This window comes from Phyllobacterium sp. MT110, assembly GCF_058792715.1.
In genome coordinates, this window is record NZ_JBXAFE010000001.1 from 1,283,387 (window position 1) to 1,304,105 (window position 20,719).

Consider the following 20,719-nt stretch of genomic DNA (forward strand, 5'->3'; position numbering starts at 1 on the left):
TGCTATTTCGTATCAGACGGAGCCACATTATATGTGAATGATAGGTAACTCGTCGTGGTTAATTTAATCTTATTAACCGCCTATCCCCGTTATCCCGCTGTTATCGTGACCGCCACTTCTGTGCCATAGCGATGACACGATTATGAAGAAGGCCTTGTCATAACGCGACACACCTCCTAAAAGCAAAGGTGGGTTACTTTCCGCCATCCGGAATCATGCTCGCTATGTCACGGCAATTGGCCGGCTGACACTGAAGGCAGAGACACGGAGTGGCAGAAGCGAAGCATCGCTGTGGTAACCGGAAAAGAATTTGGCGTGAGCAGACAGGGAATGTCGGCTGCGCTTTGTGTGAACGGCAGATGGCGCAGACAAGGCGCGTCGAGCCAGCCCTTTCGAGGGTGTTACCGCATAACCCCAAAGATCATTTTCGATTTTTGGATAAGGATTATGCGCAATCTTAGTTGTTACTGCGCCTCTGTGCGTCCGAAAAGACGCACGGCGCAGTAACGGGTCGGCAATGCTTCAGAGCATGCCATTCGTAGAGGTCGTTTCGTCAGGAACAGAAATGTTTGACACAGGCGTGACTATTACCGGCTTGAAAGCCGCGGGTGCTGAAAAGCAACACCGCGTGATGCCGTGTCTGTCTGTTTCTGCGAACCTTAATATATCCGGCAAATGTGAAACCGCGGCTCCGGCACCCCTATGGGCGTCCCGGTTGTCCCGCGTTTTGAGCGTTTCAGCCGGGGAGAAGAATCATAATGTCGGACAAAATGCTAATCGACGCCTCCCACCAGGAGGAAACGCGCGTTGTCGTGGTTCGCGGCAACCGGATTGAAGAATTTGACTTTGAGTCGGAACACAAGAAACAGATCAAAGGCAATATCTATCTCGCGCGTGTCACACGTGTAGAACCATCGCTTCAGGCAGCTTTCGTTGAATATGGCGGCAATCGCCATGGCTTTCTCGCGTTCAGCGAAATCCATCCTGACTACTATCAGATTCCGATGGCGGATCGTCAGGCCCTGATCGACGCGGAAGCCGAGGCAGCCAGCCAGGACGAAGACCACGAAGAAGCAGCCGGCGAGCAGCGCACCCGCGATCGCAACGATCGCGGACAGCGCAATCGCCGCCGCAGCCGTCGCGGCACGCGCCAGGGCGACGAATCGGTCAAGCTCGATTCGGCGGATGACGAGAACGCTGCCGCCGATGAAGCTGGCGACAGCCACGAATCATCGGAGCAGGCTGCATCGGATGAAAACCCCTCTTCCGAAAACAATGGCGGGCAGACACTTGCTGCCGCCATCGACGCCGATGTCATTTCGGAAGCCGTTGTCGTTGACACCAACGATGCGGCCGACGCTGCCACGGATGCCGCTGAAAGGGCTGACGACGGCGACCACCAGCCGCGCCGGTCGAAGCGCCGGTCGCAGGACGACAAGGAAGAGCCGCATGACGAGCTCGACGAAGTCGATTCCATCGGTGCCGAAGATGCCATGGAAGAAGTTCCGACGCATCAGCGCTTCCAGCGCCGCCAGTACAACATCCAGGACGTGATCAAGCGCCGGCAGATCCTGCTGGTTCAGGTTGTCAAGGAAGAGCGCGGCAACAAGGGCGCAGCCCTGACCACGTATCTCTCGCTCGCTGGCCGTTATTCGGTCCTGATGCCGAACACCGCCCGTGGCGGCGGTATTTCGCGCAAGATCACCAGCATCCAGGACCGCAAGCGCCTGAAGGATATCGTCAAGGATCTCGAAGTGCCCAAGGGCATGGGTGTGATCCTGCGCACGGCCGGTGCGATGCGCACCAAGCCGGAAGTGAAGCGCGATTACGAATATCTGATGCGCCTGTGGGAAAATGTCCGCAGCCTCACCCTCGCCTCCAGTGCGCCGACCCTCGTCTACGAGGAAGGCAGCCTGATCAAGCGCTCCATCCGCGATCTCTACAACAAGGACATCACGGAAGTGCTCGTCGCCGGTGAAAACGGTTACCGCGAGGCCAAGGACTTCATGCGCATGCTCATGCCGAGCCATGCCAAGGTGGTGCAGCCCTATCGCGAATTGACGCCGATCTTTGCGCGCAACGGCATCGAAGCGCAGCTCGACCGCATGCTGCAGCCGCAGGTGACGTTGAAATCCGGTGGTTACATCATCATCAACCAGACGGAAGCTCTGGTGGCGATCGACGTCAACTCCGGACGGTCGACACGCGAACATTCGATTGAAGATACGGCCTTGCAGACGAATCTTGAAGCGGCAGATGAAGTCGCGCGCCAGTTGCGGTTGCGCGATCTTGCCGGTCTGATCGTCATCGACTTCATCGACATGGAAGAAAACCGCAACAACCGTGCGGTGGAAAAGCGCCTGAAGGATTGCCTGAAGGACGATCGCGCCCGCATTCAGGTCGGCCGCATTTCCCACTTCGGCCTGCTGGAAATGTCGCGCCAGCGCATCCGCGCCAGCGTGCTGGAAAGCACCACGCAGATCTGCTCGCATTGCGGCGGCACCGGCCATGTGCGCTCCGCCTCCTCCATCGCACTGCATGTCATGCGTTCGATCGAGGAATATCTGCTGCGTCATTCGCAGAACAACATCATCGTTCGCACCACGGTTGCAACGGCGCTCTATGTGCTCAACCACAAGCGTCAGAACCTTGCCGATCTGGAAGCGCGTTTTGGCCTGACGATCAGCATCGAGGCCGACGAGAGCGTGGGTGCGCAGCATTTCGCCATCGACAAGGGTTCCATTGCGCTTGGTCCGATTGTTCCGCTGACGGAAACGCCGGCCCTTGGCATTGTCGACGATTTCGACGAGACCGATCCGGTGATCGAGGAGATCGACGAAGACGCCGACAGCGAAGCCCAGCCCGGTGAAACCGCCCGCACCGGCGATCAGGACGAATCATCCCGCAAACGCCGGCGCAAGCGGCGGCGGCGCGGCGGTCGTGACCGCCAGGAAGCGGCAGCCGGCGAGCCCGGCCAGGCCGTGCGCGGTGACACCGATGGTGATGATGCGGATGTTCCGGCCGTCGAAGGCGAGGATGCAGCAGCAACCAAAGCCCGCGAGGAAGAGAACGAACGCCGCAAGAAGCGCCGGCGCGGCCGTCGCGGCGGACGCAAGAACCGTCGTCCGGAAGATGGCGATGATCAGGAGATTGCTGCCAAATCCGTGCCCGATGCGGAACCGGTCTTCGTGACCATCCCTCTGCCGGATTTCAGCAAGCCAGCGGCCGTTGAAACCAAGGCGACTGCGGTTGAAGAGACGGTTGTCGTTGCTGACATCGTGGTTGAAGCGGAACCGGCGGTTGCCGAAGACGCACCGGCCAAGAAGCCTTCCCGCCGCAAGCCGCGCGCCAAGGCCGAAGCCGAGCCGGTCGCAGAAGCCACAGCCGAGACTGCGCCCGTCGAAGCCGAGGCTCCAGCCAAGCCGAAACGCGCACCGCGCAAGACCGCCAAGAAGGCGGTTGCCGAGGAAACGGTTGCCGAGCCTGCACCGGCAGTCGAGGCGGAGGCGCCAGCTGCCGCTCCGGCGGAAATCCAGCCGGAGCCCGCTGCCCCGGCAAAGGCGGAATCGGCAAAGGTGGAAAACAGCACGCCAGTCGTCACGTCCACCTCCCCCAAGGACAAGAAGGACGGCGAAGCGTCGCCGAAGCGCGGCTGGTGGCAGAAGAAGGGTTTCTTCTGAGAGCCAGAAACGCGTGGATAACTGAACTGAAGAACCGGCATCTTTGCCGGTTCTTCTTTATCAAGGCCCGCGCTATCCTTAAGCCGGGCCTCAGATTTGCCGGAATAATCCGCCATCTCACAAAAAAGAGAACACGGTTTGCTTCTCTTTCCTTCAAAGACCGACTTCGATACGAATAAGCCATGATGACAGTTCGACAGATCATTTCCCGTCAATCGTTGACTGCCATGGCGCGCAGCACGGTCGCGGCTCTCGTTGCGGGCGCTGTCAGCCTGGTCCAGACGAGCATTGCTGCGGCACAGTCCAACGTTCCCATCGTCCGCGATGCTGAAATCGAAGCGCTTGTAACCGACTACGCCACGCCGATCATCAACACGGCGGGTCTGGGCAAACGCGCCATTCGCATCGTTCTCGTCAACAACAGCAGTTTCAACGCGTTTGTGGATGGCCGGCGTATTTTCATCAACACCGGGGCGCTGCTGCAGGCCGAAACACCCAATGAGATCATCGGGGTGCTGGCCCATGAAACCGGGCATCTGGCGGGCGGGCACCAGTTCCAGTTGCGGGAACAGATGGCGCACGCCAAGACCATGGCGGTTGTTGCCGGGCTGGTTGGCCTTGGTGCCGCCGTTGCAGGGGCCGCGACCAAGCAGGGCGGCATGGCGCAGGCCGGGACAGGCGTGGCCATGGGCGGTACGGAGATGGCCATGCGCAGCCTGCTGAGCTATCAGCGCACGGAAGAAATGGCAGCGGATCGCTCGGCGATCACCTATCTCGCCAATACCGGGCAATCGGCGAAGGGCATGCTGACGACATTCGAGCGTTTCTCCAATGCCCTGTCGCTCAGCGGCACACGCACCGATCCCTACCGCATCAGCCATCCCATGCCGCGCGAGCGCATTGCCAATCTGGAAACGCTCGCCCGCGCCAGCCCCTATTTCGACAAGACGGACAGTCCTGCTCTGCAGCAGCGTCATGATCTGATGCGCGGCAAGATCGCCGCCTATACCGGCGGCGGCGCCAGCGTGCTGCAGAACTTCCGCAAGGACCCGAACAATATCGGCGCCCGTTACGGCAATGCCATCGCCACCTACCTCAACGGCTCGTCGCAGGAAGCACTCGGAAAGATCGATGCGCTCATCCGCGAGCAGCCGAAGAATCCCTATTTTCACGAAATGCGCGGCGAAATCCTCCTGAAGCAGAACAAGGTGATGGAGGCAGCGGCGGCCTACCAGAAGGCCAGCACGCTTGATCCGCGCAAATCGGGCCTGATCCGCATGGCCTATGGCCGCGCGCTGATGCTGAGCGGCACGCCCGCCAACCTGAAGGCTTCGATCAAGGAAATTCAGGCCGGGATCGACCGGGACCGCGAATTCCCCGACGGCTACGGCTATCTGGCGCAGGCCTATGGCCAGCTTGGCGACGGACCGCGTTCGGACCTCGCCGCAGCTGAGGAAAAATACTATTCCGGCAAGATCCAGGACGCACAGATCTTCGCCATACGGGCCCAGCGCGCCCTTGCAAAGGGATCGCCAGACTGGGTTCGCGCCCAGGACATCATCAATTCCAAGCGCAATTGAGCATGATCATCCTGCTTTTTGCCAACACCGATATAAACAAGGACATGACGTTATGAAAAAAGTCGCTCTGGTAAGTGCATCCGCAGGCCTCGCGGTCCTGACCGCACTCGGTTTCAGCCAACAGGCTGTCATGGCACAGACCAGCACGGCTGCAACGCCGCAGCCTGCCATGTCCTCCACCGTCAACCGCGCCGAAGTTGAAGCCATTATCAAGGATTACCTGATCAAGAACCCGGAAGTGCTGCTTGAAGCGCAGGCGGCGCTCAGCGCCAAGCAGGAAGCCTCGCAGCAGCAGGCGCAGGGTCAGGTCATCAGCCAGAACCACGACAAGCTGTTCAACTCGTCGCTCGACGCCGTCTTCGGCAATCCCAAGGGCGATGTCACCGTCGTCGAGTTCTTCGACTACAATTGCGGCTACTGCAAGCGCGCCCTGCCCGATATGGATGCCCTGCTCAAGAGCGACCCGAAGCTGCGCTTCGTGATGAAGGAATTCCCGATTCTGGGACCTGACTCCACCAAGGCCCACATTGTCGCCAAGGCGTTCAAGGCCTTGATGCCGGAAAAATACCTGGAATTCCACCGCGACCTTCTTGGTCGTGACGGCCGCGCCACGGAAGACGCGGCGATGCAGATTGCGGTCAAGCTCGGCGGCAACGAGAAAGCGATCCGCGAAAAGATGAAGTCACCTGATATCGCCCAAGCCTTCCAGCAGAACTACGACCTCGCCAATGCCCTGAACATCAATGGCACACCGTCCTACATCATCGGCAACGAGGTGGTTCCGGGTGCCCTCGGTGCCGATGCACTGGCGGAAAAAATCAGCCATATTCGCAACAAATAGCGCTGCATTCATGCCAATGACTGCAGAAACCATTTGCGGACAGGCAATCGCGTGATTTTTCGGCTGGCGAACACCCGCTTTGTCAGGCAGTTTCGTCCGGTGGAGAAACATCGGACCTGCTACCTTCCTTGTGGATTGCTTCGCCATCCGGAAAAGAGAACTAGTTCCATTTGGCTATCCATTGCTCTATATGGGACCCGTCATCGGGTTCCGAAACCCGTCACTATGTCCGGTATGGTATGAAACAGCTGATCTTTGTCCTCAATGGCCCGAACCTGAACATGCTGGGAAAGCGTGAGCCGGGAATCTATGGCGCTTCCACGTTGAGCGATATCGAAGCTCTCTGCCGTGCCGAGGCGGAAAAGCTGGGCGCCGGGATCGAATTCCGCCAGTCCAATCATGAGGGTGATCTGGTCTCCTGGATTCAGGAGGCAGGCGAGAAAAACGCCGCTGTCCTGATCAATCCGGCTGCCTATACGCATACATCAATCGCATTGCATGATGCCATCCGCGCGGCTGCCGTCACGCTGGTGGAAGTTCATCTGTCCAATATTCACGCGCGCGAGTCATTCCGCCATCACTCCTACGTTTCCCCTTTGGCCAAAGGGGTGATATGTGGCTTCGGAGTGGATGGCTATGTGATGGGCTTGCGCGCACTCGTCAAAGCAGCGGCACCGCAATAACAAGGGCTGCCGAACAGAAATAAGGGGCTTGAAAAAGCATGGCTAGCAGAAACAACGGGATCGACAAGGTCATGATCCGCGATCTCGCAGAAATTCTGAACGAGACGGATCTTACCGATATCGAGATCGAACAGGGCGACCTGCGTATTCGCGTATCGCGGCAGATCACGATGCAGGCTGCAGCACCGCAGGCCGTCTATGCGCAGGCTCCCGCCGCCATCGCTGCGCCAGCCGCCTCCGCGGCGCCGGCCGATGCCGCCAAGCCTGCCGGTGATCCGTCAAAGAATGCGGTTCCCTCGCCGATGGTCGGCACGGCCTATCTCTCCCCGGCGCCGGGCGCCCGCGCCTTCATCGAAGTCGGTTCGAAGGTCAAGGAAGGCCAGACACTGATGATCATCGAGGCCATGAAGACGATGAACCAGATTCCATCGCCGCGCGCCGGAACCGTCACGGCCATTCTCATCGAGGACAGCCAGCCGGTCGAATACGGCGAATTGCTAGTTGTGATCGAATAAATCGAGAGCGTGATGTTTCAGAAAATTCTCATAGCCAACCGCGGCGAAATTGCCCTGCGCGTCCTGCGCGCCTGCAAGGAGCTCGGCATTCAGACTGTCGCGGTCCATTCGACCGCCGACGCCGACGCCATGCATGTCCGCCTGGCGGACGAAAGCGTCTGCATTGGACCGCCCCCTTCGCGCGAAAGCTATCTGAATATTCACCAGATCGTTGCCGCTTGCGAAATCACCGGCGCCGATGCCATCCATCCCGGCTACGGCTTCCTGTCCGAGAACGCCAAGTTCGCGGAAATCCTCGAAGCGCACGGCATCACCTTCATCGGCCCCACCGCGGCGCATATCCGCATCATGGGTGACAAGATCGAAGCCAAGCGCACCGCAAAGCGCCTGGGCATCCCCGTCGTTCCCGGCTCCGATGGCGGCGTGACCGATGACAAGGAAGCCGCGCGCATCGCCGCCGAAATCGGCTATCCCGTGATCATCAAGGCTTCGGCCGGTGGTGGCGGACGCGGCATGAAGGTGGCGCTGAGCGAAGACGAATTGTCCATCGCCCTGTCGACCGCCCGCTCCGAAGCCGGCGCAGCCTTTGGCGACGACGCCGTCTACATCGAAAAATACCTGCAGAAGCCACGCCATATCGAAGTTCAGGTGATGGGCGACGGCATGGGCAAGGCCGTGCATCTGGGCGAACGCGACTGCTCGTTGCAGCGCCGCCACCAGAAGGTCTGGGAAGAGGCCAACTCCCCCGCTCTGAATGCGGATGCGCGCGACCGCATCGGCATGATCTGCGCCAACGCCATGGCCGATATGGGCTATCGCGGCGCGGGTACGATCGAATTCCTCTACGAAAACGGCGAGTTCTATTTCATCGAAATGAACACCCGCCTGCAGGTGGAGCATCCGGTCACCGAAGCCATCACCGGCATCGATCTCGTGCATGAACAGATCCGTGTCGCATCCGGCGGCGGTCTCTCCGTCACCCAGGACGATATCCGCTTCCATGGCCATGCCATCGAGTGCCGCATCAATGCGGAAGATCCCCGCACCTTTGCGCCCTCGCCCGGCAAGATCACCCACTACCACACGCCAGGCGGCCTCGGCATCCGTGTCGATTCCGGCGTCTACACCGGCTACAAGATTCCGCCCTATTACGACAGCCTCATCGGCAAGCTGATCGTGCATGGCCGCAACCGCGTGGAATGCCTGATGCGTCTGCGCCGGGCGCTGGATGAATTCGTGGTGGATGGCATCAAGACGACGCTGCCGCTGTTTCAGGACCTGATCAACAATCCTGATATCGCCAACGGCGACTACGATATCCATTGGCTCGAAAAATATCTGGCCGGCGATACCGCTATTGCCGAAGAAGAGGCATGACGGGCAAGGACCCGGCAGAGACCTTCAAAATAGACCCCGAGTTGCTGCTGCGCGCCTATGCAACCGGGGTCTTTCCCATGGCCGAAGAGGCTGACAACCCGGAAATCTTCTGGGTTCGTCCGGAACGGCGCGGCATCATCCCCTTCGAGAATTTTCACGTTTCGCACAGCCTGCGCAAAACCATCCGCCAGGGGCGCTTCGATATCCGTTTCGATACGGACTTTACCGGCGTGATCAACGGCTGCGCCAGCGGCAGCGGCGAACGTGCCCGCACGTGGATCAACCAACCCATCCGCGAAGCCTACGGCAAGCTGTTTGCCCTTGGCCACTGCCATACGGTCGAAGCGTGGCAGGAGGATCGGCTTGTCGGCGGTCTCTACGGCATCTCGCTGGGATCGGCATTTTTCGGCGAAAGCATGTTCTCGCGCCAGCGCGATGCATCGAAAGTCTGCCTCGTTCATCTGGTCAGCCATTTGATCGAAAAGGGCTTTACCCTGCTGGACACCCAGTTCACCACAACCCATCTGGAAAGCTTCGGCGCCGTTGAAGTTCCCCGCCGGCAATACCAGAAGATGCTCGACAATGCCCTGGCGCAGTCAGCAGAGTTTTGAAACGTCATAGTCCTCGGATGAATCTGTAGTATTGTGCCCTTGGCCGTAACTGTCGACGGGAGCAGACCGGCCGAATATTTTTCTGATGAACAGTGTCGGGTTGTGATCTCTCCATACGTCCTTGGACGGGAAGACCCAATCCATGCGAGGAGAACTGTTATGAAAATCAATGCCTATCTGAATTTTGACGGACAATGCGAAGAAGCATTCAAATTCTACGAGAAGGTCCTGAACGGTAAGATCCAGTTCATGGGCCGCTTCGGCGATATGCCGGAAGGTGCCCAGATGCCCGGGTCGGAACATCTGATCATGCACGTCCATATGACGGTCGGCGACAATTCGTTGATGGGTTCAGATTCACCGCCACCATACTTCCAGAAAATGCAGGGTATGCAGGTTGCCCTTCATCTCGACTCCCCGGAAGAAGCCGACAGGATCTATGGTGCATTGAGCGAGGGCGGCAACGTCACCATGCCTATCGGCGAAACCTCCTGGGCGATACGCTTCGGCATGCTGGTGGACCGTTTCGGCACACCCTGGATCATCAACCACGCCAAACCGATGTAATCTGGTTTGGGCAGTTGATCCCGGTGCTCAAGTGCCGGGATCGATCAGCTTTTGGCTGGCGCGGGAACGTCCGAGGACTGCTTGCAGCCTTTGAGCCAGACGTCATACACCGGATGCTCGACGGCATTGAGACCGGGGCTGTCGGCAAACATCCAGCCCGAGAAAATCTTGCGGATCTTGCGGTCGAGGGTGATTTCATCCACTTCGACAAAGGTATCGGTTTTCGGTGTTTCCGTATCCGGACGCGTGTAGCAAACGCGCGGCGTCAGCTGCAGCGCGCCGAACTGCACCGTCTCGTCGATATAGACGTCAAACGAGGTGATTCGTCCGGTGATCTTGTCGAGCCCGGAAAAAACAGCGATCGGATTGGAAATCTTGTCGTCAGCGGCATGCGCCGGTGCGCAAAGGCCGGCAGCCATCAAACCGGCCGCGAGAAGACGGGCTTTGTTGTGGAACAGAAAGGACAAGTTGGGACGGATCATTTCAATTCCGGCTGTGTTCAGGCTGACGGGACAGGTTCATACCAGCCCGTCGATAATCGCCAATTGTGGCAGAAGAAAATCCGCTCAGGATCCCGGTGTCCACGCATCATAATCGCCCGTTACCGCAGGACGATTGTCGCCATGGGCAATGGAGCCCTTCGGACGGTAGGCAGCGGCGGAACCGGTCAGGTTCGGCTGGTGGGTCTTTTCCCAGGCATGCGCCTTGTAGGTTTCACGCGATGGCGGCGTTTCGGCGCGATGATGGATCCAGCCGTGCCAGCCTGCAGGAATGGCTGAGGCTTCCGCATAGCCCTTGTAGATCACCCAGCGGCGTGTGCGGCCTTCGGAGTCCTGCGTGCCTTCGTAATAGACATTGCCGAACTCGTCCTCACCGACTTTCGTACCCTTGCGCCAGGTAAAGACGCGCGTACCGATCGTCTGACTGTTCCACCAGGTGAAAAACTGTAAAAGGAAGGTCTTCATTGCAATCCTGCTTCGAACTATGTCGTTCAACTCTTCGGGTTATGGCCGTATCGCCAGGGGATAGCAAGGGTCAAGTTGCCGCTGGCACGGCTTCCACGAGCATTTTGAAACCGGCATGGCTCTTCTTGAACCCCAGCCTTTCATAGAACCGATGCGCATCCACACGCTTGGCGTTCGACATCAGCTGGATCAGCCCCACGCCGCGCGCCTTGCCCAGCGCAACGCAATGCTGGATCAGCTTGGCGCCGATCCCCTTGCCGCGCAGGTCGCTGCGCGTCTGCACCGCGCCGATGGTCATGTTGGTGGTACCGCGGCTGGGCAATGTCGTGGTGAACGTTACCTGCGCCGTGGCAACCACGTCCCCCTCCAGCACGCCGACAATCAGCTCGTCGCAATTGCTGGCTTCAATCGCATCGAAGGCACGCGCATAGCGCGTGAAAAATTCGGGATCCGTCGTGTCGCCATGGCCGCCAAGCACATCCTCGGCGAAAATTGCAATCAGCGCCGGCAAGTCCGCGCGCTCGGCGCGGCGAAAAACGGGCTCAGCGGCAGAGGTCACGGCGCAAGCTCATAGCCTGACAGGGATTTTTCCATGACCAGCACGGAAATACCGGAATTGGCTTCCCCCCAATTGTCCGTCCGCGCGCCGGTCAGATCAAAGCCCCGGCTTGCATAGAAGCGGCGGGCCTTCTGGTTCGATTCGATCACCTCAAGCTGCAGCATGAACACGCCGGGGAAAGCGCTTTCCACTTCCGCCAAAAGCAGCGAACCCACGCCGTTGCTCTGTTTTTCCGGGTGCACATAGAGCTGGTTGAGCAGCGCCAGCTTGTGATCCCTCTGCGAGGCATAGGCCATGCCATAGAGATCGGCGCCATCATCGGCAAGAATGAACTCGGAATAGGGTTTTGCCAGCTGCTTTTTCAAGGCATCCAGCGAGTGGTAGCGATTGGTGACCGCATTGACCTTTTCGACGCCGTAGACATCGTCATAGGTGGCGTGCCAAGTCTCTACGAGCAATTCACGGACAGTTGCCAGATCGTCCTTCGTCGCGCTTCGAATCCACATGCTTTAATCGACAATCCCGAGTTTTGCCTTGACCAGATCGCTGACAGCCTGCGGATTTGCCTTGCCACCAGTGGACTTCATCACCTGCCCGACAAACCAGCCGGCCATGGTGGGCTTTGCCTTCGCCTGCTCGACCTTATCAGGATTCGCGGCAATGACATCATCGACGGCTTTCTCGATGGCGCCAGTATCGGTTACCTGCTTCATGCCGCGCTCTTCGACCAGCGCGCGCGGATCGCCGCCCTCGTTCCAGACAAGCTCGAACAGGTCCTTGGCGATCTTGCCAGAAATCGTGCCGTCCCTGATCAGGTCGATAATACCGCCAAGCTGATCCGGCGACACAGGGGATTCCTCAATGCCCTTGCCGGCCTTGTTCAGCGCGCCGAGCAGATCGTTGATCACCCAGTTGGCGGCAAGCTTGCCGTCGCGGCCTTCAGCCACCGCTTCGAAATAATCGGCAATCGCCTTTTCCGTCACCAGAATGGAGGCGTCGTAGACGGAAAGGCCGAGCACTGAAACAAGCCGCGCCTTCTTGTCGTCCGGCAGCTCCGGAAGATCGGCCCGCAGCTCGTCGACATAGGACTGCTCGAATTCGAGGGGCAAAAGGTCGGGATCCGGGAAATAGCGATAGTCATGCGCTTCTTCCTTGGAGCGCATGGAGCGCGTCTCACCCTTCACCGGGTCGAACAGGCGCGTTTCCTGATCGATCGATCCGCCGTCTTCCAGAATGGCAACCTGCCGGCGGGCTTCATAGTCGATCGCCTGGCCGACAAAGCGGATGGAGTTGACGTTCTTGATCTCGCACCGCGTTCCGAATTCCCCGCCCGGCTTGCGCACCGAGACATTGACGTCGGCGCGCATGGAACCTTCGTCCATGTTGCCGTCGCAGGTGCCGAGATAGCGCACGATGGTGCGCATCTTGGTGAGGTACGCCTTAGCTTCGTCGGCCGAGCGCATGTCCGGCTTGGAGACGATTTCCATCAGCGCCACGCCGGACCGGTTGAGGTCCACGTAGGACATGGTCGGATTCTGGTCATGCAGGGATTTTCCGGCATCCTGTTCCAGATGCAGACGCTCGATGCCGATCTCGATATCCTCGAACTGGCCCTTATTGTCGGGGCCGACCGAAATGATCATCGTGCCTTCGCCGACGATGGGCTGCTTGAACTGCGAAATCTGGTAGCCCTGCGGCAGATCCGGATAAAAATAGTTCTTCCGGTCAAAGACCGATTTCAGGTTGATCTGCGCCTTCAGGCCAAGACCGGTGCGAATCGCCTGGCGCACGCACCATTCGTTGATGACGGGCAGCATGCCGGGCATGGCGGCATCGACCAGCGAGACATTTTCGTTGGGTTCGGCACCGAATGTCGTGGAAGCGCCGGAGAACAGCTTCGAATTGGATGTGACCTGCGCATGCACTTCCATGCCAACGACAATTTCCCAGTCGCCTGTGGCACCGGAAATGAAACGCTTGGGTTCGGGCGTACGGGTATCAACGAGAGTCATACTGGGCTGTCATTCCTGGCTAAATTTGTCTGTCTACTGGCTAGTCGAAACAGCCCCGTGAGGCAAGTGTTTCTCCATCCCGAAGCCGCGCGATTGCGGAAATGCGCCGCTTCGGCCTGTTTTTCCGGCGCAGCAATGCTAGGCTCGATTCCAGGCAGCGGTCATCGGGAGAGGATCGCCCGCCACATTCGGAGGACACCGATGCAGAACATTTATGGCCTTGCCATCCCCGAAACCCTTGCCGAGACGGTCAGGCCCGAGACAACGGCGCTGGTCGTCTATGATATGCAGGTCGGCATATTGCGGCAGATGCAGGACGGCGGCGCCATTCTGGAAAAGGTGCTGCAAACCCTCGATATCGCCCGGTCCGCCGGTATCCGCATCTTTTTCATGCGCCATATGTCCCTGCCCAAGAAAATGGCTGGCGTATTTCAGTACAGGCAGATGATGGCGTGGCAGCGCCAATCATCCGCTCAAAATGTCGAGCCATGGTTCCTGCGCGACAGTCCCGGCTTTGCACTCGCCCCGGAACTGGCCGTCCGCGACGACGAAGCCATTCTCGACAAGATCACGTTCTCGGCGTTCGAAGGCACGCCGCTGGCCATCGCCATGCGCGACTGCGGTCTCAAAAGTTTCATCATCTGCGGCATTGCCACGGAAATCGGCATTGATCCGACGGTTCGTCACGGCGCCGATCTTGGCTTCATCCCCGTCGTCCTGACCGATGCCTGCGGCGGCGGCCACGCGGAAGCGGCGGAGCGGTCAATGGCCAACCTGGCCTATATGGGCGACGCGATGCTGTGCACGGTCGAGGAACTCTCTGCAGCGGTTCGATAGACCAAGGGATATCACGTGCGTGGTGCGTGGTTCGACAGGCTCACCATGAGGGAGGTGGTTTGGTTGCAATGCCAATCGCAAAAGTTGCGAGAATAGTGCTCCTTGCAATCCTCAACTTTCCTCATGGTGAGCCTGTCGAACCACGCAGGATTGTTCTGCAACGCTCTTCTCCGTTGCCACGCCCGCAATTGCGTCTGGCCGTTGAAAGATGGGAAAGACGGGCGGTCCCTGGAACGCGGGTCTTGGGTATTCTGGTATGCAATGCTTGCGATCCTGGGGACCACCCGCCCCGGCGTTTTTGAGGGTTTTACCCAATGCGCAACCATTGAGCCAAACCTCCCCGGCCGCACAGGTTTTCCTCCCTGTGAAGCCGAAGCACCGATCCTTTCCCGACTTGCGAAGGTTTCCGGAAGCATTCCCGCCGGAAAGGACACGAGAAGGATAAGCGCGGATGGGAGAACGTGGATAAGTTGGCGGTGAGTTTCTTATAAAACAACAGCTTGGCTGTTCCCACCCCCCTCTGGGCTGTCGCCCATCTCCCCCACAAGGGGGGAGATCACATCGGCATGAACGCTTGTGCGTTATTTTCAATGTTGAAGATTAGCTGAAACGGTTGTGACAGCTGATCTCCCCCCTTGTGGGGGAGATGTCCGGCAGGACAGAGGGGGGTGAAAATCACACAAAAGGCTTGGCGCATGCATGCCTTTTCTAGCCCGCCAGCATTTCCCGCAGCACCATCCGCTTGAACGTTTCGACCAGCGCATCGCCTTCCCCGCGGTCGACGGAAATCGCCAGATGCATGGTGGCTTGGCCCAGATGCATGATCAGGAAGCTGGAGCTTTCGAGCGTCGCCCTGTCCGCCGCCGGGTTGATGCGCAAACGCGCCTCGGCAAGCACGGCGCCATTCAGGCGGCTGTCATGCAGATCGATATCGCGCAGCGCCTTGTCCGCCTGCGTTCCCGACCAGATGTCGCGCATGACGGGTTCGGCCAGAAACATCGCGTGATAGGTATCGATCAGTTCTGCAAAAGATGACTGCAAGCCCTTCATATCACTGACGTTTTGCAACGCGTCCGCAATGCATTCGCGCCCGAGTGCATTGTACCTTTCCGCCAGCGTCCGGATGATCGATCCCTTGTCCGGAAAATACTGGTAGAGCGACCCGATCGATATTTCCGCCATCTGCGCCACATCGCTCATGCGCATGGCGTCGCTGCCGCCCGTGGCGATGAGCGTCGAGGCACAGGACAGAATACGCTCCACCCTCTCCCTGCTGCGCCGCTGCGTCGGCTCCTTGCGCGGCATGGTGGCTTCCCTGTCGCCGGAGGCAGGCACAACAGACGCAATCTCGTTCATGGGCAGGATCTCCAAGGTTCTCAAATTCCGCTTGACTCGCAGAATATGAGGATTTATCACATATTGCAAATGTGAGTATTGCTCATATTTACACAAGGGAGATCACCATGACCAGCAGCAGCATATCGACAGCAAAACCCATTCTCATCGTCGGCGGTACGGGCAAGACCGGACGCCGTGTGGCGGAACGGCTCACGGCGCAGAATGTGCCCGTGCGCATCGGTTCGCGCAGCGGCAACCCGGCCTTTGACTGGGAAGACCGCAATACCTGGCTTCCCGTACTTGAGGGCGTAAAAGCCGCCTACATCACCTATTATCCGGACATTGCCATTCCCGGTGCGACACAAACCGTCGAGGCGTTCGCGCGGCTTGCCGTGGACAATGGCGTGAAACGGCTCGTGCTCCTGTCGGGACGCGGCGAACACGAAGCCCAGCGTGCCGAAAAGGCATTTCAGCAGTCCGGCGCCGACTGGACCATTGTCCGCGCCAGCTGGTTTGCCCAGAATTTCAGCGAGAATGTCATGCTGGCCTCCATTCTTGCCGGCGAACTCGCCCTGCCGGTCGGCGATGTGGGCGAGCCGTTCATCGATGCGAACGATATTGCCGATGTGGTGGCGGCAGCGCTGACCGACGACCGTCATATCGGTGAGCTTTATGAGGTCACGGGGCCGCGTCTCTTGACTTTTGCGCAAGCGACGGAAGAAATCGCCAGCGCCGTCAAACGCGATATCCGCTATGTGACGATCACGCCGGAACAGTTCGCGCAGGGGTTGGCGCAGGAACAGCTTCCGCCTGAGATCGTCGGCCTGCTCAACGAGCTCTTCACCCAGGTGCTTGACGGGCGCAACGAATATCTCGCCGATGGCGTGCAACGGGCGCTGGGCCGCGCCCCGCGTGACTTCTCGCACTACGTTCAGGAAACAGCAGCAACCGGCATCTGGTCGGATATTTCGGAGGGACAGTAACATGTGGCTACCTATTCTCACCCTTTTGGCCGCCCTGGGAAGCGGCCTGATGGCAGGGTTGTTCTTCGCCTTTTCAAGCTTCGTCATGACCGCGCTGGCCAAACTGCCAGCCGAACAGGGTATCGCCGCGATGAATTCGATCAACGTGACGATCCTCAATTTCTCATTCTCCCTGGCGTTTTTCGGCACCGCGGCGATCTGTGTCGTCCTCGGCGTGGTCAGTGTCATGCGCTGGGGTGAATCCGGGTCGCTGGCGCTGCTTGCCGGCAGCGTGCTTTTCCTTGTTGGCACCATCATTGTCACCATGGTGTTCAACGTGCCGTTGAATGACACACTGGCTGCAATCAGCCCGACAAGCGCCGAAGGCGCGAGTGCGTGGACGACCTATCTGAATGACTGGCTGCCGTGGAACCATGTGCGGACAGTGGCAAATTTCGCAGCCCTCGCCGCCTTCATCTTCGCTTTCGCCCAGCAATCGCAGGCTTAGGCACTGGCGGCCTCAAGCATTCACCCGCTCCTATGCCATCGAACCCGGCCGTCCCCACGGCCGGGTTTTCATTTCCTTCGCCCGCAAAAATCACGCTTGCGACTCACATAAGTCTATGCTTATGTATCGGCATGTCCGAAGTCGATATATTCAAGGCCCTTGCCGACCCCACCCGCCGCGCCGTGTTCGAACGGCTGGCCGATGGCGAAAAGAATGCGACCGAGCTGCGCGAGGGGTTTTCCCTTTCACAGCCCGCCATGTCGCAGCATCTGGCCGTCCTGCGCTCCGCCGGCCTTGTCGCCGAGCAGAAGTCGGGCCGCCATGTTCACTACCGGGTCAATCCCGACGGCCTGGCGCAACTGCACCAATGGCTCCACCGCTACCGCGCCTTCTGGCCGCAGCGCGTCGATGAGTTGAAACAGCTTTTGAAGGAAATGGATCAATGACCAGCGAGACCGCGGAAGCCGATACCGCACTGCGTTATGAATATGATCTGGATGCCGCGCCTTCAAAAGTCTGGCGCGCGCTGACCGTACCGGAGTTCGTTGCCCGCTGGCTGCTGCCCGACCCGCAGGCGCCGCAGGAGCCACCGCGCATTTCGCTTGAAATGATCGAAGCCGACACCGAGCGTTTCGTCCGCTATTCCATGCGCGAAGAGGATGATGCCGTGGCTGACAGCATCGTCACCTTCCGGCTCAATCCCAATGGATCAGGCGGGACCATTTTCAGCATCGTGCATGAACCGGTGCTGGCGGTGAAGCCGCTTGGTCGCACCGCGGCCAATGGCAACGCGCCGCCGACCACCATGCGCCTCGCCGCTTAAACATACAGAAATACAACTGATGAAGGAGTGTTCGCCATGCGCGACATGATGCAGCTCGTCCCTATGGTCGTGGAACAATCCAGCCGTGGTGAACGGTCATTCGATATTTTTTCCCGCCTGCTGCGCGAACGGATCGTCTTTTTGAACGGTCAGGTGGAGGACGGCATGGCAGCGCTGATCTGCGCGCAGCTGCTGTTTCTCGAATCCGAAAATCCGAAGAAACCCATTTCCATGTATATCAACTCGCCCGGCGGGGTCATCACGGCGGGCCTTGCCATCTATGATACGATGCAGTTCATCACCTGCCCGGTCGCCACGTTGTGCATGGGCACGGCGCGCTCCATGGGTTCATTCCTGCTGATGGCGGGCGAACCCGGCCACCGCGCCGCCCTGCCCAATTCGAGCCTGCATGTGCATCAGCCGCTCGGCGGCTTTCAGGGACAGGCCTCGGATATTTTCATTCAGGCGCAGGAAATGGCGGTGGTCAAGCGGCGTATGACCCGGCTCTATGCCGAGCATTGCGGACGCACCGTGGAAGAGGTCGAGAAAACCCTCGACCGCGACCATTTCATGACCGCGCAGGAAGGCCTCGACTGGGGCCTTGTCGACACGATCATCAGCAAACGCGACGGTCATCCGCTGCAACTCACCAAGGACTGAGGAAACCGTTCAGGCCTTCCAGTGCGAGCAGCGGATCACGTCGCAGAAATTGCCGCGATGGAAATGCGGATCCTTGTCCGCCAGCACATCGGCCTTGACGTTGCCGAACGTCGTCTGCGGCTTGTGCTTGATGCCGTCATAGAAGGCCTGAATGATATCCTCCTTGAAATGCGCGCTGCGCGGGAAAGCCCTGACCACGGCCTCGCGCTCCGCATCGCTGTACTGCTTGTACGTCAGGCCCAGCACGTCCATTTCCACGCCAGCGGTCACGAGAGCGACGACGGGATGCATGTGCTGCGGAATACCCGGCGTCGTGTGCAGGGCAATCGCCGTCCACACCGTGTCGATATCCGCCTGTGCAATGCCGTGGCCGTGCAGAAAATCGCGGGCGGCATTGGCACCATCGACTTCGAACCGCTCATCGGCGCTGGAGTGCTGATGGGTCAGTCCCATGTCGTGGAACATGGCACCCGTATAGAGCAGCTCGGCATCGAATGTCAGGCCTTTCTGCTGCCCGGCAATCGCACCGAAATAATAGACGCGGCTCGAATGGTTGAAGAGCAGTTCGGAGGCGGTGTCACGCACCAGTTCGGTCACGCCGCGCGCCAGTTTTGTGTCGGGAATGGCGATACCGCCGATAGGGAGGGACATATGAATTTCTCCTTGTCTTGGGAGCCTCAATCTACGGGGTACACTTTATGGCAGCAATTGACTGGACACGTCATATTCTGCCAATGTACGACCTCCGATGCCATGGAGCGAGACATGCGAACCATTACCCTTCTGGCCATGCCCGGCGTTCAGCTTCTCGACGTCTCCGGGCCGATGGACGTCTTTGCCGAGGCGAATGTGCAGGCTGGACGCGCGGAATATCAACTGCAGGTGGTCGGCGCAGAAGCCGGACCGATCCGCAGTTCGTCCGGGGTACGTCTGCTACCGGACCGCGTCACGACGGATATTCAAACCGATATCAGCGATACGGTGCTGGTTGCCGGTTGCCCGCATGCAGCCGACATCCGCCTGACCGCGGAGCAGCGGCAATGGCTGCGGACCTCCTGCCTTCAGGCGCGGCGTTTCGGTTCGGTGTGCAGCGGCGCTTTCCTTCTTGCGACTGCCGGGCTTGTCGATGGCAGGCGGGTGACCACGCACTGGGCCATGGCGGATGTGCTCGCGGCAACCTATCCCGCGCTGCGGGTGGAGGCCGATGCGCTGCATGTGCGCGATGGCCCTGTGCGCACGGCGGCTGGTGTCACCGCCGGTCTCGACATGGCGCTCGCCCTGGTCGAAGAGGATCTTGGCCGTGATATCGCCCTGAAAGTCGCCGCGCAGCTGGTGATGTTCTTCAAGCGGCCCGGCGGACAGATGCAGTTCAGCCGCCGCGGCGAAGCGGAACCGGGCGGGCGCTCCGTCTTGCAGGAGGTGCAGCGCTGGGTTGCCGCCAATCCTTCGGAAGATCACTCCGTCGCCAGCCTGGCACAGCGTACGGGTCTCAGCCCCCGCCATTTTGCCCGCATCTTCCAGCAGGAAGTCGGCGTTACACCCGCGGCGTGGGTGGAAACGGCACGCATCAACACCGCTCGCCAGCTTCTGGAAACCAGCCACCGGCTGCCGAAGCAGGTTGCCGTTGACTGCGGTTTTGCCGATGCCGACACACTGCGCCGTGCCTTTGTCCGCCATGTGGGCGTGACACCAGCGGAGTACAGGCGCCGGTATCTGTAGCGGTGCCGTGCCCGGCGCTTTGACATCGCCGTTTTCTTCTTTTATACGGCTCGTCCACACCGATGGAGTGTTTATGTCTAATCAGTCTGAGTCCCGCTAAAGCCCCAGCTTCTTTGAAGGTTGGGGCGTGAAAACAGGAGCCCCGCGCCAAAGTTCTTTGGCAGCGGACGTGTTCTCATGGGCTTTTGCCCGTTTTCCCAGGACTTGGATCAATGGACATTTCGCGCGACGAACAGCGCATACTTCACCTGCTCGCCCAGGGCGGCAAAATCTTGCTTGAAAAAGATGAGCGCAAGGCCATCACGGATATCATCTGCCTGACCCGCGATGGTGCCCGCTACACGGCCTGTGACATCAGGCTCTTCCGCAAGCTCAAACAGAAAAAGGCCATCGCCTCCTCCGGCGGCGGCCCTTACCGGGTGACCCGGCGCGGCCTGCAACTGGTGCGCGCAGAACTGGACAACCGGTAATGGCATGGCCGG

General features: G+C 59.4%; 23 protein-coding genes. 16 read left to right on the plus strand and 7 right to left on the minus strand.

Translation table 11 applies throughout. The features are described from left to right. Positions 1 to 758 precede the first annotated feature (758 nt). From AC1Q5O_RS06725 to AC1Q5O_RS06760, 8 genes are all read left to right on the plus strand, one after another. Entirely contained in the window at positions 759 to 3,680 is a 2,922-nt protein-coding gene (locus AC1Q5O_RS06725; RefSeq protein ID WP_492562185.1) for an Rne/Rng family ribonuclease, read from the plus strand. 185 nt (positions 3,681 to 3,865) lie between these two features. Beyond that, on the plus strand, positions 3,866 to 5,260 hold the full coding sequence (locus tag AC1Q5O_RS06730; protein WP_403177643.1) for a M48 family metalloprotease: 1,395 nt from the start codon (positions 3,866 to 3,868) through the stop codon (positions 5,258 to 5,260). A 52-nt stretch (positions 5,261 to 5,312) separates the two neighbouring features. Continuing rightward, on the plus strand, positions 5,313 to 6,101 hold the full coding sequence (locus AC1Q5O_RS06735; protein WP_492562186.1) for a DsbA family protein: 789 nt from the start codon (positions 5,313 to 5,315) through the stop codon (positions 6,099 to 6,101). A 239-nt stretch (positions 6,102 to 6,340) separates the two neighbouring features. Next, a complete protein-coding gene (gene aroQ, locus AC1Q5O_RS06740) occupies positions 6,341 to 6,784 on the plus strand; it encodes a type II 3-dehydroquinate dehydratase (RefSeq protein ID WP_105732638.1) in 444 nt (147 codons plus the stop codon). Positions 6,785 to 6,822: 38 nt separating this feature from the next. Beyond that, on the plus strand, positions 6,823 to 7,299 hold the full coding sequence (gene accB / locus AC1Q5O_RS06745; RefSeq protein WP_346306235.1) for an acetyl-CoA carboxylase biotin carboxyl carrier protein: 477 nt from the start codon (positions 6,823 to 6,825) through the stop codon (positions 7,297 to 7,299). A 12-nt stretch (positions 7,300 to 7,311) separates the two neighbouring features. Continuing rightward, complete coding sequence (accC, locus tag AC1Q5O_RS06750) at positions 7,312 to 8,676, plus strand: acetyl-CoA carboxylase biotin carboxylase subunit (protein WP_403175109.1); 1,365 nt, start codon at positions 7,312 to 7,314, stop codon at positions 8,674 to 8,676. After that, positions 8,673 to 9,287 (plus strand): leucyl/phenylalanyl-tRNA--protein transferase, encoded by a 615-nt coding sequence (gene aat, locus AC1Q5O_RS06755; RefSeq protein ID WP_492562187.1) that lies wholly within the window; start codon positions 8,673 to 8,675, stop codon positions 9,285 to 9,287. The genes accC and aat overlap by 4 nt, the downstream gene beginning before the upstream one ends. 159 nt (positions 9,288 to 9,446) lie before the next feature. Then, positions 9,447 to 9,854: a VOC family protein gene (locus AC1Q5O_RS06760; RefSeq protein WP_464660589.1), complete on the plus strand. Its 408-nt coding sequence runs from the start codon at positions 9,447 to 9,449 to the stop codon at positions 9,852 to 9,854. 44 nt (positions 9,855 to 9,898) lie between these two features. On the opposite strand, the gene AC1Q5O_RS06765 is transcribed toward AC1Q5O_RS06760, so the two are convergent. From AC1Q5O_RS06765 to gatB, 5 genes are all read right to left on the minus strand, one after another. After that, positions 9,899 to 10,273, minus strand: coding sequence for a DUF2155 domain-containing protein (locus tag AC1Q5O_RS06765; protein ID WP_346306276.1), 375 nt, complete (start codon positions 10,271 to 10,273; stop codon positions 9,899 to 9,901). A 147-nt stretch (positions 10,274 to 10,420) separates the two neighbouring features. Beyond that, positions 10,421 to 10,819 carry an NADH:ubiquinone oxidoreductase subunit NDUFA12 gene (locus AC1Q5O_RS06770; protein ID WP_223613204.1) on the minus strand — a complete coding sequence of 133 codons (399 nt, stop codon included), beginning with the start codon at positions 10,817 to 10,819 and terminating at the stop codon, positions 10,421 to 10,423. Positions 10,820 to 10,889: 70 nt separating this feature from the next. After that, positions 10,890 to 11,378, minus strand: a complete 489-nt coding sequence (locus AC1Q5O_RS06775; protein WP_492562188.1) for a GNAT family N-acetyltransferase — start codon at positions 11,376 to 11,378, stop codon at positions 10,890 to 10,892. Continuing rightward, positions 11,375 to 11,884, minus strand: a complete 510-nt coding sequence (locus AC1Q5O_RS06780; RefSeq protein ID WP_464660592.1) for a GNAT family N-acetyltransferase — start codon at positions 11,882 to 11,884, stop codon at positions 11,375 to 11,377. Before AC1Q5O_RS06780 ends, AC1Q5O_RS06775 begins: the two co-directional genes overlap by 4 nt. A gap of 3 nt (positions 11,885 to 11,887) precedes the next feature. After that, positions 11,888 to 13,390, minus strand: a complete 1,503-nt coding sequence (gene gatB, locus AC1Q5O_RS06785; protein WP_492562189.1) for an Asp-tRNA(Asn)/Glu-tRNA(Gln) amidotransferase subunit GatB — start codon at positions 13,388 to 13,390, stop codon at positions 11,888 to 11,890. 201 nt (positions 13,391 to 13,591) lie between these two features. Between gatB and AC1Q5O_RS06790 the strand changes: the two genes are divergently transcribed. Continuing rightward, a complete protein-coding gene (locus AC1Q5O_RS06790; protein ID WP_472461070.1) occupies positions 13,592 to 14,227 on the plus strand; it encodes a cysteine hydrolase family protein in 636 nt (211 codons plus the stop codon). Between the two features lie 708 nt (positions 14,228 to 14,935). On the opposite strand, the gene AC1Q5O_RS06795 is transcribed toward AC1Q5O_RS06790, so the two are convergent. Continuing rightward, a complete protein-coding gene (locus tag AC1Q5O_RS06795) occupies positions 14,936 to 15,583 on the minus strand; it encodes a TetR/AcrR family transcriptional regulator (protein ID WP_492562190.1) in 648 nt (215 codons plus the stop codon). Positions 15,584 to 15,690: 107 nt separating this feature from the next. Here AC1Q5O_RS06795 and AC1Q5O_RS06800 point away from each other — a divergent pair, with 107 nt between their 5' ends. The 5 genes from AC1Q5O_RS06800 to AC1Q5O_RS06820 all read left to right on the plus strand — a co-directional run bounded on the left by AC1Q5O_RS06800 (position 15,691) and on the right by AC1Q5O_RS06820 (position 18,518). Further along, positions 15,691 to 16,548, plus strand: a complete 858-nt coding sequence (locus tag AC1Q5O_RS06800) for an NAD(P)H-binding protein (protein ID WP_492562191.1) — start codon at positions 15,691 to 15,693, stop codon at positions 16,546 to 16,548. 1 nt (position 16,549) lies between these two features. Then, positions 16,550 to 17,035 carry an anthrone oxygenase family protein gene (locus tag AC1Q5O_RS06805; protein ID WP_346305993.1) on the plus strand — a complete coding sequence of 162 codons (486 nt, stop codon included), beginning with the start codon at positions 16,550 to 16,552 and terminating at the stop codon, positions 17,033 to 17,035. A gap of 131 nt (positions 17,036 to 17,166) precedes the next feature. Further along, positions 17,167 to 17,481: an ArsR/SmtB family transcription factor gene (locus AC1Q5O_RS06810; RefSeq protein ID WP_105732628.1), complete on the plus strand. Its 315-nt coding sequence runs from the start codon at positions 17,167 to 17,169 to the stop codon at positions 17,479 to 17,481. Next, on the plus strand, positions 17,478 to 17,858 hold the full coding sequence (locus tag AC1Q5O_RS06815) for an SRPBCC family protein (protein WP_492562192.1): 381 nt from the start codon (positions 17,478 to 17,480) through the stop codon (positions 17,856 to 17,858). The genes AC1Q5O_RS06810 and AC1Q5O_RS06815 overlap by 4 nt, the downstream gene beginning before the upstream one ends. A gap of 36 nt (positions 17,859 to 17,894) precedes the next feature. Further along, positions 17,895 to 18,518 carry an ATP-dependent Clp protease proteolytic subunit gene (locus AC1Q5O_RS06820; protein WP_492562193.1) on the plus strand — a complete coding sequence of 208 codons (624 nt, stop codon included), beginning with the start codon at positions 17,895 to 17,897 and terminating at the stop codon, positions 18,516 to 18,518. Between the two features lie 9 nt (positions 18,519 to 18,527). On the opposite strand, the gene AC1Q5O_RS06825 is transcribed toward AC1Q5O_RS06820, so the two are convergent. Then, on the minus strand, positions 18,528 to 19,169 hold the full coding sequence (locus AC1Q5O_RS06825) for an HD domain-containing protein (protein WP_492562194.1): 642 nt from the start codon (positions 19,167 to 19,169) through the stop codon (positions 18,528 to 18,530). A 114-nt stretch (positions 19,170 to 19,283) separates the two neighbouring features. On the opposite strand from AC1Q5O_RS06825, the gene AC1Q5O_RS06830 reads away from it, so the two are divergent. Further along, entirely contained in the window at positions 19,284 to 20,237 is a 954-nt protein-coding gene (locus AC1Q5O_RS06830) for a GlxA family transcriptional regulator (protein WP_492562195.1), read from the plus strand. 212 nt (positions 20,238 to 20,449) lie between these two features. After that, complete coding sequence (locus AC1Q5O_RS06835) at positions 20,450 to 20,707, plus strand: YjhX family toxin (RefSeq protein ID WP_492562196.1); 258 nt, start codon at positions 20,450 to 20,452, stop codon at positions 20,705 to 20,707. Positions 20,708 to 20,719: the final 12 nt, after the last annotated feature.